Source organism: Prochlorococcus marinus XMU1406 (genome assembly GCF_017696055.1).
Classification (GTDB): domain Bacteria; phylum Cyanobacteriota; class Cyanobacteriia; order PCC-6307; family Cyanobiaceae; genus Prochlorococcus_A; species Prochlorococcus_A marinus_W.
Map to the genome: position 1 here is coordinate 739,820 of NZ_JAAORG010000001.1, position 16,080 is coordinate 755,899.

The following is a 16,080-nucleotide window of genomic DNA, read 5'->3' on the forward strand; positions in this document are numbered from 1 at the left end:
TCCTTATTATTTTGAAGTATAGGTTTTAATTAAATTAAAGCTTATACTTTTCTCCTTTTGAAGGATCTGTCCAATCGCATGCAAATCCTTTTGAGCTTGGATGCTTTTGGTTCCATGCTTGAGGAAGAACAACTCCTGTCTCTTCAAGAATTGTAAACCCACCCTCTGCATTAATCTCTCCAATTCTTACTGTTTGAGATAAGTGGTGATTAGGCATAACTTCAACTGGACCTTGTGGGGCATCAAAAGTTTGTCCAACTAGGGCTTCCCTTACAGCGTTGTCGTCGAATGTTCCAGCATCTTCAACCGCTTGTTTCCATAAGTAAACCATGTTATAAGCAGATTCTTGTGGATCAGCTACAACACGATCTGCTCCCCATCTTTTCTTGAAACTTGCAGCAAATTTCTTAGATGCAGGAGTATCAATTGACATCATGTAGTTCCAAGCACCGTAGTGACCTTCAAGGAACTCAGGACCAATTGTACTAATCTCTTCTTCAGCAATTGAATAGTTCATTACGTAGTAGCCACTAGAAGGCGTGATACCCGCGTCTTGAATCTGTTTGAAGAATGCAACGTTTTGGTCACCATTAAGTGTATTAATGATTATTCCACCTTCAGGAAGCGCCTTTTTGATTTTTGAGATAATTGGAGCAACTTCAGTATTCCCTAATGGAAGGTAATCTTCTCCAACGACTTTACCTCCTAACTGTTTTACCTGAGCTTTTGTGATTGTGTTGGAAGTTCTTGGGAAAACATAATCAGAACCTACAAGGAAGAAATCTCCACCAGCTGCTGGAGAACGCTTATACATGAAATCTGTAGCGGGTTCTGACTGTTGGTTTGGGGTGGCTCCTGTATAGAAAATGTTGTTAGAACATTCTTGAGCTTCATATTGAATTGGGTAGTAAAGGAAAGCATCCTTTGATTCGTAGACTGGTAACATTGCCTTCCTACTAGCAGATGTCCAACCGCCAAATACGACAGGAACTCCGTCTTGGTCTATAAGTTTCTTAGATTTTTCAGCAAAAGTAGGCCAGTCAGATGCACCATCTTCAACTATGTATTCTATTTTGTAGCTTTTACCGCCAACTGTTACACCACCGGCAGCATTTATCTCTTCAATAGCCATTTTTTCAGTATCAACAAGGGTTGATTCAGAAATTGCCATTGTTCCAGATAACGAATGCAAAATACCAACGGTTACTGTGTCGTCGAAACTTCCGGAGGTTCCACCTCCACCGCATGAAGTTGCTGTGACCGCAAGAGAGGCAGTAGCTAATCCTGCCAAAATACGCCTTGAAATTCTCATGAATTAGGATAAATTAGGTAATTGACCCTCATTAGGGGGATAAAGTAAAAGTTATTAACGAGTGCGGATTAGTTTTGTATCAGTCGTAACTTTTTGTTGAATCCAATATATTAGTAATAGACATTTTTCTAGTTTCGATTGTTTGGTATATGAGATTCTAAAAATTGAGTTATTTTTTCAACTCCTATGCCGCAACTAAGGTTGGTAAAAAACCAAGGTTTATCTTTTCTCATAAATTCCGTATCACTTTTCATAATATTTAAATCTGCACCAACCATATCTGCTAAGTCAATTTTGTTTATTAATAATAAATCTGATCTTGTTATCCCTGGTCCCCCTTTTCTAGGAATTTTGTCTCCTGCAGATACATCAATAACGTATATTGATAAATCTACAAGTTCTGGACTAAAACTAGATGCTAAATTATCACCTCCGCTTTCTACAAAAACAAAATCTAAAGGATTATATTTATTTTCTAAATCTAAAACTGCATTTTTATTTAAGGAACAATCCTCTCTTATCGCTGTATGAGGACAACCTCCTGTTTCTACACCAATAATCCTTCCTTCCTCTAAAACTTTTTTATTTATTAGAAAATTAGCATCTTCTTTGGTGTAGATATCATTGGTGACAACTGCTATCTCATAATTTTTTTTAAGGCTTAAGCATAGAGTCTCTAATAATGCAGTTTTTCCTGAACCTACCGGCCCAGCAACCCCTACTCTCAATTTGCTGCTCATAAATTAATTTCTAAAAAGTTTTGTATAAAGGTCATTATGTTTTTGTTGTGCCATAGCTAAACCTACATTGCCAAAATAAATGTCATCAATATCTTTGTCCATAATTTCTTTAGAAACTTTAGAAATTATTGCTAATAAGTCTCTCTGAATTAATTGCGCATCTGTTGACCCAATAGGAATAATTCTTAATGCAGCACTAAGTTGGTTTGCACTCCACGAGTAGAAAAAATTCTCAACCATTTCTAACTTCGTAATTTCAAAACAATAACAAGCCCAACTCCAAGCTAATGACCAGGAGCTTTTTTTATTATTTTCATATAGATATTCAAATCCAAATTCTTTGGTTAAATCAAAGAGAGATTTTGCCATTTGAATTTGTTGTTCTCTCATTTCGAGAGAGTCCTTTGATGAGAGTATCCATTTATCCAGACTCATTAGCTTTTGCAAGTTACTTTTTAAATTTATTTTGCTGTCGTTTATCTCATTGAAAATATCAAAAAAATTTAATAAAAGTCTTGCATCTAGTCTGATCTGGCCAATTTTTAGTTCACTTATGATTAATTCTTTTACCGAATTTGAGTCTTTTAAATTTTTATTATGAAGATAGCTCTCCATTCCCTCAGAATAACAAAATCCTCCAACTGGTAGGTTAGGACTTATTAATAAATATTTTAATAAGTGACTTTTACTCATGACTATGGGCTCCTCTCTCAGGAAAAAACTTTTTCTTAGTATTTTTTACATCAACTTCAAAACTAAGGAGCATATTTTTAATGACATAATCACTTTTTGTTAGAATAATGCTTTCTTCGATTTCTACTTCCACGTGCCTATTGCCTAGATGATAAGCAGTTTTAATAAGCTCAATTTTTGAATTTGAACTTATTTCAATTAAATCTTCTATTTTGGCAATTATCTCTACAAAATAATTTGACTCATTAGTTAAAAGAATATCTCCATCATTTAATTTGCCCTTTCTAGGTAATTGTAAAAATATTTCTTGATCACAATCAGTTAATCTTCTACCTCGTAATATTCTTCTTTCATCTGAACTTAAGGTAAGTTTTAAAAATGAACCTAATTTCGGTTTTTCCTTAATCCAATCAGTTACAACAATTTGTTTATTCATTCTCATAATCAAAATTTTTAGTTACTTTAATTTAGTAATTAAAGAAAACAATTTATGATTAAAACTTCATGTGAAGGTAATTGTTTCTTAAATTTTTTCAATAATAAAGCAAGTTTAGGAAATGTTGATAAAACAATCTTTAAATCTAAAGCAACTTCTCCTTATAAGTTATTGAAGTCTACTCATGATCAAGAGGGCAGATGCATTTTGCCTGTTCTACATACTGCAGGGGGGTTAGTAGGGGGAGATTTACTTGATTTTGAAGTAAATCTTGAAAAAAACTCTAAGGTTTTGTTGACTACTTCTTCAGCTCAGAAAGTATATGGATCTGTTGGAAGATCTAAAATCAATCCAAAAGGAATTTTTTCAAAGCAAAAGAATCTCATAAACATTCTTGACAATTCTCATTTGGAATATCTCCCCCAAGAAACGATTATCTTTGCAAATGGTTTATATGAGCAAAAGTTTAAAATATCTATTTCAGAAACTTCAAGTTTTTTATTTACTGATTTAATAAGACTTGGAAGATCTTCTTCTGGAGAGTCTATTGAAAGTGGAGTTTTTAGGTCCAAATTAGAAATTATGAGAAATAATGATTTATATGATGATTGGGAATATGTTGATCAAATTGAATTATCTAAAGCAAGTTTTGTGGCCAAGTCAGGTATGGATTACATGCCCGTTTTTGGATCCTTAATTTGGATTTGCGAAAAAGATTTTTCCAAATCAAAAATAAATAATCTAGTGGTAAATATAAAAAAGATTTTTTATGAAAATGATAATAATTTATCTATTGGAATTCTTGAAAATGGTGTCTCTGTAAGATTCCTAGGGAGTTCTTCTCAAGATGCTAGGAAATGTTTTTTTTGTATTTGGAAACAAATTAGGTCTGTGTGTGGATTTTGTGAGCCAAAATATCAAGGTGTATGGCCTTTACAAGATTCTATGAATTATTAATTATGTTCAGAGAGAACCTTTTTTAAGAATTAATAGATTAATTTTTTATTATGCATCTTTCACCTCAAGAAAAGGATAAATTATTGATTTTTTCTGCTGCGCTCTTAGCTGAAAGAAGACTTAATCGAGGTCTGAAGCTGAATTATCCTGAAACAATTGCTTTTTTAAGTTTTCAAGTTCTTGAAGGAGCTAGAGACGGGAAAAGTGTTAGTCAATTAATGTCAGAGGGAACTACCTGGCTTTCAAAATCACAAGTTATGGAGGGCATTCCGGAAATGGTTGATGAAGTTCAAATAGAGGCAGTTTTTCCTGATGGGACTAAATTAGTTACTATTCACAATCCAATTAATTAGTTATGAGCAATTTAATTCCTGGCGAAATAATTCCTGAACAAGGTGAAATCGAACTAAATCTTGGCAAGGAAGTTAAAACTGTAACCGTTTCGAATTCTGGTGATAGACCTGTGCAAGTAGGATCTCATTATCATTTTTTTGAAGCAAATAGGGCATTAATTTTTGATCGAGAAATAACACTTGGTATGCGTCTTAACATACCAGCAGGAACAGCAATTAGATTTGAACCAGGAGACACTACAGATGTCAAATTAGTACCATTTACAGGTTTGAGAAATGCATTTGGTTTTAATTCACTAGTTAACGGTTCTTTAGATAGTTAAAATTATGTCCTATAAAATTGATAGAAAAACTTACGCTCAAACTTACGGACCCACTACTGGGGATAGAGTAAGGCTTGCAGATACCGAATTATTTATAGAAGTAGAGAAAGATTTAACTACTTACGGAGATGAAGTTAAATTTGGAGGTGGTAAGGTTATTCGAGATGGGATGGGACAGTCTCAAGTTACAAGAGGAGATGGAGCTGTAGATACCGTAATAACCAATGCTTTGATTTTAGATTGGTGGGGAATAATTAAGGCGGATGTAGGATTAAAAGACGGGAAGATTTTTCAAATCGGGAAAGCTGGTAATCCTGATATCCAAGATAAAGTTAATATTGTTATTGGAGCCTCAACAGAAGTAATAGCTGGTGAGGGGCATATTCTTACTGCAGGATCAATAGATACTCATATACACTTTATATGTCCCCAACAAATTGAAACGGCACTCGCTTCAGGAATCACAACTATGTTGGGAGGAGGAACTGGACCTGCAACCGGAACAAATGCGACTACCTGCACACCTGGCCGTTTTCATATTTCTCGCATGCTTCAATCTGCAGAAGCATTTCCTATGAATTTAGGTTTTTTTGGTAAAGGAAATTCAACGAATGAGAGAAATCTTATTGATCAAGTCGAGGCCGGTGCATGCGGATTAAAGCTTCATGAAGATTGGGGAACGACTCCATCAACTATAAATTCTTGTTTAAACGTTGCCGATAACTTTGATGTTCAAGTTTGTATTCACACTGATACTTTAAATGAGGCAGGCTTTGTTGAAGATACTATCAATGCTATTGCAGGAAGAACAATTCATACTTTTCATACAGAAGGAGCAGGAGGAGGTCATGCCCCAGATATCATTAAAATTTGTGGAGAAAAAAATGTTCTTCCAAGTAGTACTAATCCAACAAGACCCTATACAAGAAACACACTAGAAGAGCATCTTGATATGCTAATGGTTTGTCATCATTTAGATTCTAAAATCCCAGAAGATATCGCATTCGCTGAATCAAGGATAAGAAGAGAGACTATTGCTGCAGAGGATATCCTTCATGATATAGGAGCCTTCTCAATAATCGCTAGTGACTCTCAAGCTATGGGAAGAGTTGGTGAAGTAATAACAAGAACTTTCCAAACTGCCCATAAAATGAAAGTACAAAGAGGACCTTTATCACAGGATTCTGATAGGAACGATAATTACAGAGTAAAGAGATATATCTCTAAAGTTACAATTAATCCTGCCATAGCGCATGGAATTAATAAATATGTTGGCTCTATTGAAAAAGGAAAAATTGCAGACTTAGTATTGTGGAAACCCTCCTTTTTTGCAGTAAAGCCTGAATTAGTTGTTAAAGGAGGATCTATAGTTTGGTCTCAAATGGGTGATGCAAATGCTTCAATACCTACTCCAGGTCCAGTTCATGGTAGACCTATGTTTGCAAATTTTGGTAATTCCTTAATTAAGAGTTCTTTTACCTTTTTAAGTAAAAATTCAATTGATCAAGATATTCCAAAGAAATTAGGATTACAAAAGAATTGTATTGCCGTAGAAAATACGAGAACTATCAATAAATCACACTTAAAACTAAATAGTAAACTACCCAATATTTCTGTTGATCCTCAAACTTATGAAGTTTTTTCCGATGGGGAACTTCTTACTTGTGAACCACTTGATGTAGTCCCAATGGCTCAGAGGTATTTTTTGCTTTAGAAGTTTTTAATTAATTCTTTTTCACTTGTCTTTATGTCTTTTGTCCCAGCAATAGCTAAATCTTCTTGCAGTTTGTTCTCACAAGATAAAACTCTTGACCAACTTGGTAACTGTTGTGTTGTAGGACAAGCTAGGTAATCTTTTGTAGCAGGTCTCAAAAGTTTCGCAAATTTTTGTACTGATAGTTCTTCTTCATGCCTATCGTATGGAAGTTGATTAACTGCTGAATCTAATCCAAATTGTTTTACACGATCTTCTCCAACTCTTTTGTAGAGAACTTCTAAAGTTGCCAGTTGAGTGCTAGTTAAGGTTTCGGCTTGATGCTCCATTAGACCTCTTAAAACACTTGAAAGTATTTCCGTACACATTTTTTGCAATCCTTCTTTAGAAGAATCACCAATATTCTTATGTTTATGATCAAACAAACCTAGGTCAACTTGGGCTATTTTAGAGGTTCTTACATTTCTATAAACCTCTGATAATAAACCTATCTCTAAGCCCCAGTCACAAGGTATTCTTAAATTCATAGCTAGGTCTTTAGTAAAAGCAAACTCTCCTGCCAATGGATATCTAAAAGATTGTAGATATTGTAAAAAGGGCCCCTTCCCAACTAATTGCTCAAGACTCGCTAATAAAGGACCCACAAATAATCTTGTTGCTCTTCCTTGCAATTGATTTGTTTCTAAAGATAACCTACTGTAAAAAGCCTTTACATAAGATATTCCATATGATTCATCTAGAAGTGGAAGGATCATTCTTGAAGGATATAAAGGGCTAAAAGTTCTTATATCAGCATCAAAAAGAGCAACAACCTCTGATTTTCTAGTTGCAACTCCTATGCCTTGCCAGACAGCCCATCCTTTACCTGGAGTCCCTAAAAGTTCTAACCCATTTTTTTCTTGGCTTTTTAACAGCTCTATTACAGAGGGAGAATTAGTCCATTGAACGTGAACTGGGAATGGCATTGAGTCAAAAAATGATTTTGCTGCTTTAACTTGCTCAACAGTTTTTGCAGAGAGAGCAATAACTAATTCATTTAAACCTGTAAGGTTTTTTAAAACTTCTCTGATATCTTTTAAAGCTGGTCTCTCAAACTCTTCATATAAGCAAGGAATTAGAATGCTGGTTGATCTTTTTGTAAGACTTTTGTTTAATTCTTTAAGTAAATTTCTTGTGACTCCATATTCATGTATTGTTGTGATTAACCCTTGTTGAAAGTCCATTTTCTAATTGGTGTGCAGAATAGTATTAATACTTCGATGATTTTTTCAAAGTGAAGCAAATTGATTCAGAGAAAAAATTAGATAGATTAAAAATTTATAAATTGTTGAAAACAATTTATTCAAATAATACTACAGAAGAAATTAATTTTATTTCAAATCAATTATTACAGATTTTAGATGATTTCTCAGAGAAATCTGCTTATGAAGAAATAAAAGATAGAGAAAGGTGGAATGAATCTCATTCGGTTTTGATAACTTATGCTGATAGTGTTTACAAAAATGGTGAGGCAACATTAACTACTCTTAAGGACTTGTTAAGTAAACATTTTGGCAGTCTTTCTAAAGTTGTACATATTCTTCCTTTTTTGAAATCAACAAGCGATGGAGGTTTTGCCGTTTCAAGTTATGATTCCCTAGAAGAAAAATTTGGTGGATGGGATGATCTCAAAAGTATTTCAAAAAATCATGATTTGATGGCTGATTTGGTATTAAACCATGTTTCATCCTCTCACCCATGGGTTCAACAATTTATTAAATCTCAAGAACCAGGGATATCAAATGTTTTTTCACCCAAACATAATCTTGACTGGTCAAATGTAGTTAGACCAAGAAGTTCCTCCTTGTTTTCTCAAATAAATACAAACGATGGCCCTAAACAAGTTTGGACAACTTTTGGTCCAGATCAAATTGATTTGAATTGGCATAATCCAAAAATGACTCTTGAGTTCTTAAATTTAATTATTACTTATTTATCTAATGGAATTAAATGGTTCAGGCTTGATGCTGTAGGTTTTATTTGGAAGGAATCAGGGACAACATGCTTACATTTGCCAAAAGCACATTCAATTGTAAAAATTTTAAGAGTTCTTTTAAATAATCTTCTAGAAGATGGAGTTTTAATAACTGAAACTAATGTTCCTCAAAAGGAAAATCTATCTTATCTGATTCCTAATGATGAAGCCCATATGGCATATAATTTCCCATTGCCTCCTCTTCTCCTAGAGGCAATTATTTCTTCAAAAGCTGATATTCTAAACTCATGGATTTATGATTGGCCAATATTACCTGACAATACTACTCTATTCAATTTTACTGCATCACATGATGGCGTTGGTTTAAGAGCTCTTGAGGGTTTAATGAATGAGCAGAGAATTAAAGATTTATTAATTAATTGTGAAAAAAGAGGAGGATTAGTAAGTCATAGACGTTTATCAAATGGTAATGATAAACCTTATGAATTGAATATTAGTTGGTGGAGTGCAATGGAAGACTCCAGTAGAGATTCTAAAAGATTTCAATATGAGAGATTTATTTTGAGTCAATTATTAGTAATGGCTCTGAAAGGGGTCCCTGCATTTTATTTACCAGCATTACTAGCTTCAGAAAATGATATCAAAAGTTTTTCTATGACAGGTCAAAGAAGAGATCTAAACAGAGAAAAGTTTAAAGCAGAAAATCTTTCAGCCGTTTTAAATAATCCTGAATCTAATGCTAATAAAAACTTAAAATATCTTCGTAATGCTATGAATGTCAGGTCAGAATTAAAACAATTTCACCCTTGTTCAAATATGAAATGTTTGTCTAAAGATAGAAGTGATATTGTTGTAATTAAAAGAGGTAAAGGTCTTACGTCTGTTTTTGCAATCCATAATATGACTGAAAATAAAATTAATTATCAATTGAATGATAATGATCTACCAAAAATAATTGATAATGATTTCAATACCCATGATTTTTTAACATCCACTAAATACAATTGCAAAAATATTAGTCTTGATCCTTTTCAAGTGGTTTGGCTTAGTGCTTTATAAATATGATAGGAAATTCTTCTATTTGGGTAGTAAGTGATGTAGATGGTACTTTAATGGATCACTCATATGATTTATCACCTGCTAAAGAAACTATAAAAAAACTACAAAAATTATCTATACCCGTAATTCTTTGTACAAGCAAAACCGCTTCTGAAGTAAAAGTTATTAGAAAGGAACTTAACTTGACGGATCCTTATATTGTTGAGAATGGTGCGGCAATATATGGTGAATCTCTTAAAAGAGTAAATGGAGAAATTATTCTTGGAATAAAATACGAATCTCTAGAAGAAATCTTAAATTTTATTTCTATAGAAATTGATTACAAACTTACGCCTCTTAATAATCTCACTGATCAAGAAGCTACTCAGCTTACAGGTTTAGAAGGCAACTCTTTGAACTTAATGCGAGATAGACACTGGAGCATGCCTTTTTTAAATCCCCCAGGTTATTTAGAAGAGAAAATTAATATCTGTTGTAGAAAATTTAATGTTGATATTTTTAAGGGAAATAGAATGAGTCACTTATTATCTACAAATTCGAATAAAGGTAAAGCAATAAATGCTCTTAAAGAATATTCAAATATACAAAATATTGAAATTATTGGTTTGGGTGATTCTCCAAATGATTTGCCTCTACTATTAAACTCAGATATTAAAATTGTTATACCTGGAATAGAAGGACCTAACATAAATTTACTAGATCAATTAAAAGATTTGGAATTTATTTTAGCTTCTGAACCAAATGGATATGGTTGGAAAAATGAAATCAATAAATTGATAAATAAGCGAGAACTAAGTTAGAAAGATGAAAGATTTAGATATTAAATTTCCTCTTGATAAATTTGAAAGATTAATTATTGATATTGGTTGGGAATCCTTGGATGAATGGTTCAATTTTTGGAATAATCAAAGAAATATTCTTTCAATCGATCAATATTGGAACAATAAAGTAAATGATGATTGGATTTGGGGTTTAGCTTTACCCATTTTTTCTCAGGCTTATAAATTTAAAAATTATTTTTCTGATAGAAAAATAATTGGGATCTCAGCGCTACCTGGTACAGGCAAAACAACACTAGGTAAATGGCTCGAAGCTATATCGTTAAAATTAAACTTCAAAATTGCGGTTATTTCAATTGACGACTTTTATCTCCCATCAGATGAAATGAAATTAGCAATTAAGAATAACCCTTGGAATGTTTCAAGAGGCTTTCCTGGTAGTCATTCAGTAAAATTAATGCATGAAAAATTATTAAATTGGAAGATAAATGGAGAATTAAATGTACCGGTTTTCGATAAATCTTTAAGAAATGGCTTAGGTGATAGATCTCATTGGAGATTAGATAATCCTGATTTATTAATTCTTGAGGGATGGTTTTTGGGAATAAAACCTTACCCTATTGACATAAATGATCCATTTATAAATACAATGAATTTGAGTCCTAATGAGTCTTCTTATATATATAACATCCAAAATAACCTAAATGAGTATTTAGATATTTGGACCTTAATCGATAAAATTTGGCACTTAAAGCCATTGAAGATTGAATATATGAATAGTTGGAAAAAAGATCAAGAAAAAGAAATGTTTTTACAGAAAGGCAACGCTCTTAAAGATGAAAAATTATCTAATTTCCTAAGAATGCTTAATGTCTCTATCCCTCATAAAAGTTTTGATTTTATAAATTCTTATGCGCTTTTATTAATTGATCAAGAAAGAAATTTAATTGAGGCTGGATTAAATTTATAGTATTTTCTAAATTTCTTTTTTTTCAGTAATTTTTTATACATTTTTTATAGCTCTAAATGGTGTTTAATTAATTTTATTTTGCTGTTAAGGGATGGTTGAGTTTTCTTACAAAAATGAAGGAGCTAGAATGGTCGTTTTGAGATGTATTGGCCCATCAAATTTTTTTTTAGAGAGAGTTTTATTCCCAACTGACATTCTTACTTTTATGGCCCCAAATGATTCAAGAGTTGAAATCTGGGGAAATGAATTATATGGCCCTAAGTTGGAAGAGAGAATAAGAATTTCTGCTGATAACGAAGATTCGACTTTAGTTGCCTAGTATAGATATTCTCTAATTGTCTTCGAGTCAAAATTTTTTACAAATACCTATTTTTTATTGATATTATCAAACTAGTTTTTGTTTTATAAATGTATTATTTTTCATCCTTTGCAATAGGAGGTTTTGTCCCTTCTGCGGCCATCGCTGGAGTTTTACTTTTAGTTGGTTTAGGAGCCTTCTTTTATCTGGGTATTAAAGGACCTACAGATTATTAACACTAAGTTTAATTAACAAAGGGTTATTTAAATTTTCATAACCTTACTAAATAATTTTAACTCTATGGATTTAACAACTATTTTATTTATATTAAGCTTACCATTTGTTTTATTAACTGTTTACTTTGGTACAAAAAATGATTTTTACGAGAGTGAAAACTATAAAGGAGATGGTTGTGCTCATGATGTTAAAAGGTAATTTTAATTTTAATCACCTCTAAATATACATGTCCATCTACTATCAAATTGCCAAACAGGTTTATATATTTCATTTGTAATTTTTTCACCTGCCTTTTGACATGTATCTAAATCTTTCATGGGAATTGAATGTAAAGAAGGACTCGTTATTCCACTAACCTCTGGCCTTCTTCCTGGCCCTTGTCTATAAGTTCCAATTATTAACCAATAGTTAGCTTTTGCAGAATCAGAAAAGATTAAGGAAAAAAGAAAAAATAATATTAAAATAAATTTTTTTTTCATTTTTCTATATTAGCTTCTAATTATTAAATGTAAATTGCTATTAATTAATGAGGTAAATTTAATAATTTTTTGGAATATTTAAAATTTATTTTATATGGCTTAATACAAGGTTTTACGGAATTTATTCCTGTAAGTAGTACAGCTCATTTAAAAGTTATTTCTCTTTTTTTAGGTATTGATGATCCTGGAGCCTCTTTGTCCGCTACTATTCAACTTGGAAGTGTTATTGCTATAGCTTGGTATTTTAGGAATGATATTTTTAATTTTAGAAGTCAGTCTTCAAAAAAAATTTATGAGTATATCTTGCATCAAAGATTATATTGGTCTGTTTTGATTGGGACTATCCCAATTGTTTTGCTTGGCGGGAGTATAAAATTATTTTTTCCTTATTTTTTTGATAGTGTTCTTCGTTCAAATTTATCAATAGCATTGGTCTCATTCCTAATGGCTTTTTTTATGTATTTGGCAGATAGCTCTAAAAGAGGTTCTATTAATATTAAAAACCATAATTATTCAGATAGTTTTTTGATAGGTTTCTTTCAGGCATTTGCCATTTTTCCTGGTGTTTCAAGATCGGGTATTACTATTTCTAGCGCTCTAATATCAGGATGGGAAAGAGGCGATGCTGCGAAATTTTCTTTTCTACTAGGGATGCCAGCTATCTCTATTGCTGCGATTGTTGAGTTTATTTCTTCTTTTAATGAATTTTTTTCATTAGGTTTTCTCCCTCTTTTTGTTGGTCTTGTTTCGACATTTTTGTCCTCTTTATTAGCTATTGATTTTTTAATAAAGTATTTTTCTTCTAATGGATTGAAAATATTTATTATCTATAGAGTTATTTTTGGTGTTGTAATTCTTCTGAATTTATAATTGATTGTGAAAAAAAATTTTTTACAATTGTGTTATGGTTTAATATAATTTCTTTCCAATGAATATTTTTATATCTTTCCAACTAGGTGAAGTAGAAGTTTCAAATCTTACTATATTGGTTTTAGCATTTTTTTCTTCTTTTACTTTCATAGCTGTAGGAATAAGTTCTTATAAACTATACAAATCCCTTATAAACGAAGACGATAAGTAATCGGAACGGCGGGATTTGAACCCACGACCCCCACTACCCCAAAGTGGTGCGCTACCAAACTGCGCTACGCCCCGTATATTTACTATAAAGATAAGATTGATTTAAATGTTATTCTTGATAGGATTGTTATCAGATCTCAATACGCACTTGTCAACTTCCCAATTAAAGTTTTCCCATATATGGTCTTTTAATTTATAGTTGCTTCCAGTAAAAACTCCTAACTTAACTTTTGTAGGGGAAGCTGAACAATATTGTCTGCTTCCAGCTGATGCAAGATATTGTTGATGGTATTTTTCTGCATAAAAATATGCATCAATCATTTTTATTTCCGTTTCAATTAAACCAAGATTTTTTTTGTTTAGTTCTTTTTGATATTGTTCCTTACTGGCTAATATGGTTTTGAAATTTTTATCATTTGTGTAATATATTGCTGATCTATATTGAGTTCCCATATCATTACCTTGCCTGTTTTTTTGAGTAGGGTCATGACATTCCCAAAACATTTTTAATAAATCACTTATATCTATTTCTCTTTTATCCCATATAACTCTTACAACTTCTGAATGACCAGTTAAACCGGAACATACTTCATAATAAGTGGGATTGTTTTTTTGCCCACCAGCATAACCTACAGAAGTTGTTACAACTCCAGGAAGCTTCCAAAAACATTTTTCAGCTCCCCAGAAACAACCACATCCAAAAATTATTTCATCTTCTTGGATATTAGGTTCTTTTTTAATATCTGTTTTTAATATTCTATGTAATGAATAAGAATCATTAGTGAAATTTACATCCTCATTATTCATGATCTTTCTAAGGAATTTAAACATAATTTAAATGTATTAATTATAAGAAAAAAAATTTCTTCTAGCTCTTAACAATTCTGGTAGCTAGTTCTCTTTCCCAAAGTTGTTTATATAGCCCTTTCTCTTTAACTAAATCTCTATGTTTCCCTTCTTGTACTATTTCTCCTTTATTCATTACTAAAACCCTATCACAAGTAGCTGCAACAGAAAGTTGGTGACTAATCATTATGATTGTCTTATTACTTCTATCACTTATTTCATCTATTATTCTTGCTGCTGTTTTATTATCTACGCTTGCTAAAGCATCATCAAGAACAACAATAGGAGAATTAACAAGTAGTGCTCTTCCCAGTGCAGTTCTTTGCCTTTGTCCACCACTTAATGTAATACCTCTTTCACCAACAATAGTTTTAAATTTTTGAGGAAAACTATTTATATCACCAATCAATCCAGCTTTTGTAGCGCTTTCTTTAACTAAAAAATTAGAAGCTTTAGGTTCTCCAAAACTAAGATTTTCTGAGATTGTAGAAGTAAATAGGAATGCTTCTTGAGGAACAATTGAAATATTTTTTCTAAGATCACTTAATTTTAATGTTTTTACATCAAGCTCATCTAAAAATAATTGATTGTCTGGAATTTCAATAGTTCTTCCTAGAGATTTTGCGAGGGTTGTCTTACCACAACCTACTGGGCCAACTATTGCAATAAGTTCTCCAGGATAAATTTTAAAATTAAGACCATTTAATGAATTAAATTTTGACCCTGGATATTTTATCGTTAAACTTTTTGCTTCTAACAATCCTCTAACCTTTCTTTTTAAAAATTTAGTATCTGCTCTATCTACAATATTTGGATTGTTCTGAAAGATTTCTTCCACACGATCTAAACTTACTTGACCGAGTTGAAAAGTATTTAAGGTGAAACCTAATAAAGCTGTAGGAAAGACAAGTCTTTCTACGTAAAGAATTAATGCTACTAAACCTCCTATCGAAATAAATCCACTCTCTAGTTGAAAAGTTCCTAATGATAATAAAATCAATAAAGAAATTGAGGAAATACCTTGCAACAATGGGAATAGGGTACTCGCTGTTCTTGCAAGTTTTATCGCTGAATTTCGATAGGCATTGTTATACGAGTTAAATTCTTTTATCTCAGAATCCTCTTGGGCATAAATTTTGATCGCGCTTATGCCCGAAAGATCTTCTTGTATTAAATCGCTAAGTTTGGATAATGATTCTTGTTGAGCTTTTCTTTGATTAACCATTCTGCCGCCGAATAGACTTACAATTCCAAGGATTAATGGAAATATCATTAAAGCTGATATTGTTAATGTTTTATTAATCGAAAACATTGCAGGAATAGTGAATGAATAAGCTAAGACAATGTTGCACAAGCTTAAAACAGTAAAACCTAAAAGTCTTCTTATGTTTTCAACATCGCTTGTTGCTCTACTAATAATGTCTCCACTACCTTTTTTTTGGATCCATTCTGGATCTTGGCTAAGTAGATGGTCAAAAAGTTTTTGACGAAGATTTACCTCTACTTTTCTACCAATACCGAAAACAATCTGTCTAGAAAATAGTCTTATTAAACCCATACAAGTTGCTAAAAATATTAACCACAATGATTTAGAAATAACAAAATCAGATGAGAATCCATTTTGTAATTGGTCAATAATCTTTTTTACTTCCAATGGTATTACAACACTTAATATATTTACTACCAAGAGAGCCAAAGCTCCATATAAAAATTCTTTTTTGTATGGTCTTAGGTATTTAAATATAATTTTTATCTTCAAATTTTTCATTTTATTTTGCCGATATGATTAAGATAATGTTTCATTTTGGAATATGTGAGCTAATTTTATA

At 31.9% G+C, this 16,080-nt stretch carries 19 protein-coding genes and 1 tRNA gene; 11 read left to right on the plus strand and 9 right to left on the minus strand.

Annotation, left to right across the window (positions count from 1 at the left end; translation table 11 throughout):
- Positions 1-34: 34 nt before the first annotated feature.
- The 4 genes from urtA to ureE all read right to left on the minus strand — a co-directional run bounded on the left by urtA (position 35) and on the right by ureE (position 3,187).
- Positions 35-1,312: an urea ABC transporter substrate-binding protein gene (gene urtA, locus HA149_RS04285; RefSeq protein WP_209113341.1), complete on the minus strand. Its 1,278-nt coding sequence runs from the start codon at positions 1,310-1,312 to the stop codon at positions 35-37.
- A 128-nt stretch (positions 1,313-1,440) separates the two neighbouring features.
- Positions 1,441-2,052, minus strand: a complete 612-nt coding sequence (gene ureG, locus HA149_RS04290; protein ID WP_209113343.1) for an urease accessory protein UreG — start codon at positions 2,050-2,052, stop codon at positions 1,441-1,443.
- A 3-nt stretch (positions 2,053-2,055) separates the two neighbouring features.
- Complete coding sequence (locus HA149_RS04295; RefSeq protein WP_209113345.1) at positions 2,056-2,745, minus strand: urease accessory protein UreF; 690 nt, start codon at positions 2,743-2,745, stop codon at positions 2,056-2,058.
- Positions 2,738-3,187, minus strand: coding sequence for an urease accessory protein UreE (ureE, locus tag HA149_RS04300; RefSeq protein WP_209113347.1), 450 nt, complete (start codon positions 3,185-3,187; stop codon positions 2,738-2,740). Before ureE ends, HA149_RS04295 begins: the two co-directional genes overlap by 8 nt.
- A gap of 48 nt (positions 3,188-3,235) precedes the next feature.
- On the opposite strand from ureE, the gene HA149_RS04305 reads away from it, so the two are divergent.
- From HA149_RS04305 to ureC, 4 genes are read left to right on the plus strand one after another with little or no spacing between them, the layout of a single operon-like run.
- The gene (locus tag HA149_RS04305; RefSeq protein WP_209113349.1) at positions 3,236-4,138 is read left to right on the plus strand and encodes an urease accessory protein UreD; all 903 of its coding nucleotides are present in this window, start codon (positions 3,236-3,238) and stop codon (positions 4,136-4,138) included.
- Positions 4,139-4,188: 50 nt separating this feature from the next.
- Positions 4,189-4,491 carry an urease subunit gamma gene (locus HA149_RS04310; RefSeq protein ID WP_025924424.1) on the plus strand — a complete coding sequence of 101 codons (303 nt, stop codon included), beginning with the start codon at positions 4,189-4,191 and terminating at the stop codon, positions 4,489-4,491.
- Between the two features lie 2 nt (positions 4,492-4,493).
- Entirely contained in the window at positions 4,494-4,814 is a 321-nt protein-coding gene (locus HA149_RS04315) for an urease subunit beta (RefSeq protein WP_209113351.1), read from the plus strand.
- A gap of 4 nt (positions 4,815-4,818) precedes the next feature.
- Complete coding sequence (ureC, locus tag HA149_RS04320) at positions 4,819-6,528, plus strand: urease subunit alpha (RefSeq protein ID WP_209113353.1); 1,710 nt, start codon at positions 4,819-4,821, stop codon at positions 6,526-6,528.
- Here the strand turns inward: ureC and HA149_RS04325 are convergent.
- Positions 6,525-7,751 (minus strand): glycosyl transferase, encoded by a 1,227-nt coding sequence (locus tag HA149_RS04325; RefSeq protein WP_209113355.1) that lies wholly within the window; start codon positions 7,749-7,751, stop codon positions 6,525-6,527. The genes ureC and HA149_RS04325 overlap by 4 nt on opposite strands.
- A 50-nt stretch (positions 7,752-7,801) precedes the next feature.
- Here HA149_RS04325 and HA149_RS04330 point away from each other — a divergent pair, with 50 nt between their 5' ends.
- The 5 genes from HA149_RS04330 (at position 7,802) to HA149_RS09580 (ending at position 11,845) form a co-directional block, all read left to right on the plus strand.
- Positions 7,802-9,562 (plus strand): sugar phosphorylase, encoded by a 1,761-nt coding sequence (locus tag HA149_RS04330; RefSeq protein ID WP_209113357.1) that lies wholly within the window; start codon positions 7,802-7,804, stop codon positions 9,560-9,562.
- 2 nt (positions 9,563-9,564) lie between these two features.
- A complete protein-coding gene (gene yedP / locus HA149_RS04335) occupies positions 9,565-10,362 on the plus strand; it encodes a mannosyl-3-phosphoglycerate phosphatase-related protein YedP (RefSeq protein WP_209113359.1) in 798 nt (265 codons plus the stop codon).
- A gap of 4 nt (positions 10,363-10,366) precedes the next feature.
- A complete protein-coding gene (locus HA149_RS04340; RefSeq protein WP_209113361.1) occupies positions 10,367-11,311 on the plus strand; it encodes a kinase in 945 nt (314 codons plus the stop codon).
- Positions 11,312-11,402: 91 nt separating this feature from the next.
- Positions 11,403-11,630, plus strand: coding sequence for a DUF1830 domain-containing protein (locus HA149_RS04345; RefSeq protein ID WP_209113363.1), 228 nt, complete (start codon positions 11,403-11,405; stop codon positions 11,628-11,630).
- Positions 11,631-11,719: 89 nt separating this feature from the next.
- Positions 11,720-11,845 (plus strand): hypothetical protein, encoded by a 126-nt coding sequence (locus HA149_RS09580; protein ID WP_257008987.1) that lies wholly within the window; start codon positions 11,720-11,722, stop codon positions 11,843-11,845.
- Positions 11,846-12,052: 207 nt separating this feature from the next.
- Here the strand turns inward: HA149_RS09580 and HA149_RS04350 are convergent, their stop codons facing one another.
- Positions 12,053-12,325, minus strand: a complete 273-nt coding sequence (locus HA149_RS04350; RefSeq protein ID WP_209113365.1) for a hypothetical protein — start codon at positions 12,323-12,325, stop codon at positions 12,053-12,055.
- A gap of 69 nt (positions 12,326-12,394) precedes the next feature.
- Between HA149_RS04350 and HA149_RS04355 the strand changes: the two genes are divergently transcribed.
- Together HA149_RS04355 and HA149_RS04360 are read left to right on the plus strand one after the other, a co-directional pair.
- A complete protein-coding gene (locus HA149_RS04355) occupies positions 12,395-13,195 on the plus strand; it encodes an undecaprenyl-diphosphate phosphatase (RefSeq protein ID WP_209113367.1) in 801 nt (266 codons plus the stop codon).
- A gap of 58 nt (positions 13,196-13,253) precedes the next feature.
- Positions 13,254-13,406, plus strand: a complete 153-nt coding sequence (locus HA149_RS04360) for a hypothetical protein (protein ID WP_193743001.1) — start codon at positions 13,254-13,256, stop codon at positions 13,404-13,406.
- On the opposite strand, the gene HA149_RS04365 is transcribed toward HA149_RS04360, so the two are convergent.
- The 3 genes from HA149_RS04365 to HA149_RS04375 form a co-directional block, all read right to left on the minus strand.
- Positions 13,407-13,480: transfer RNA gene (locus tag HA149_RS04365), tRNA-Pro, on the minus strand.
- A 27-nt stretch (positions 13,481-13,507) separates the two neighbouring features.
- The gene (gene msrA / locus HA149_RS04370; protein ID WP_209113369.1) at positions 13,508-14,236 is read right to left on the minus strand and encodes a peptide-methionine (S)-S-oxide reductase MsrA; all 729 of its coding nucleotides are present in this window, start codon (positions 14,234-14,236) and stop codon (positions 13,508-13,510) included.
- Positions 14,237-14,273: 37 nt separating this feature from the next.
- Positions 14,274-16,019 (minus strand): ABC transporter ATP-binding protein, encoded by a 1,746-nt coding sequence (locus tag HA149_RS04375; protein ID WP_209113371.1) that lies wholly within the window; start codon positions 16,017-16,019, stop codon positions 14,274-14,276.
- Positions 16,020-16,080 lie beyond the last annotated feature (61 nt).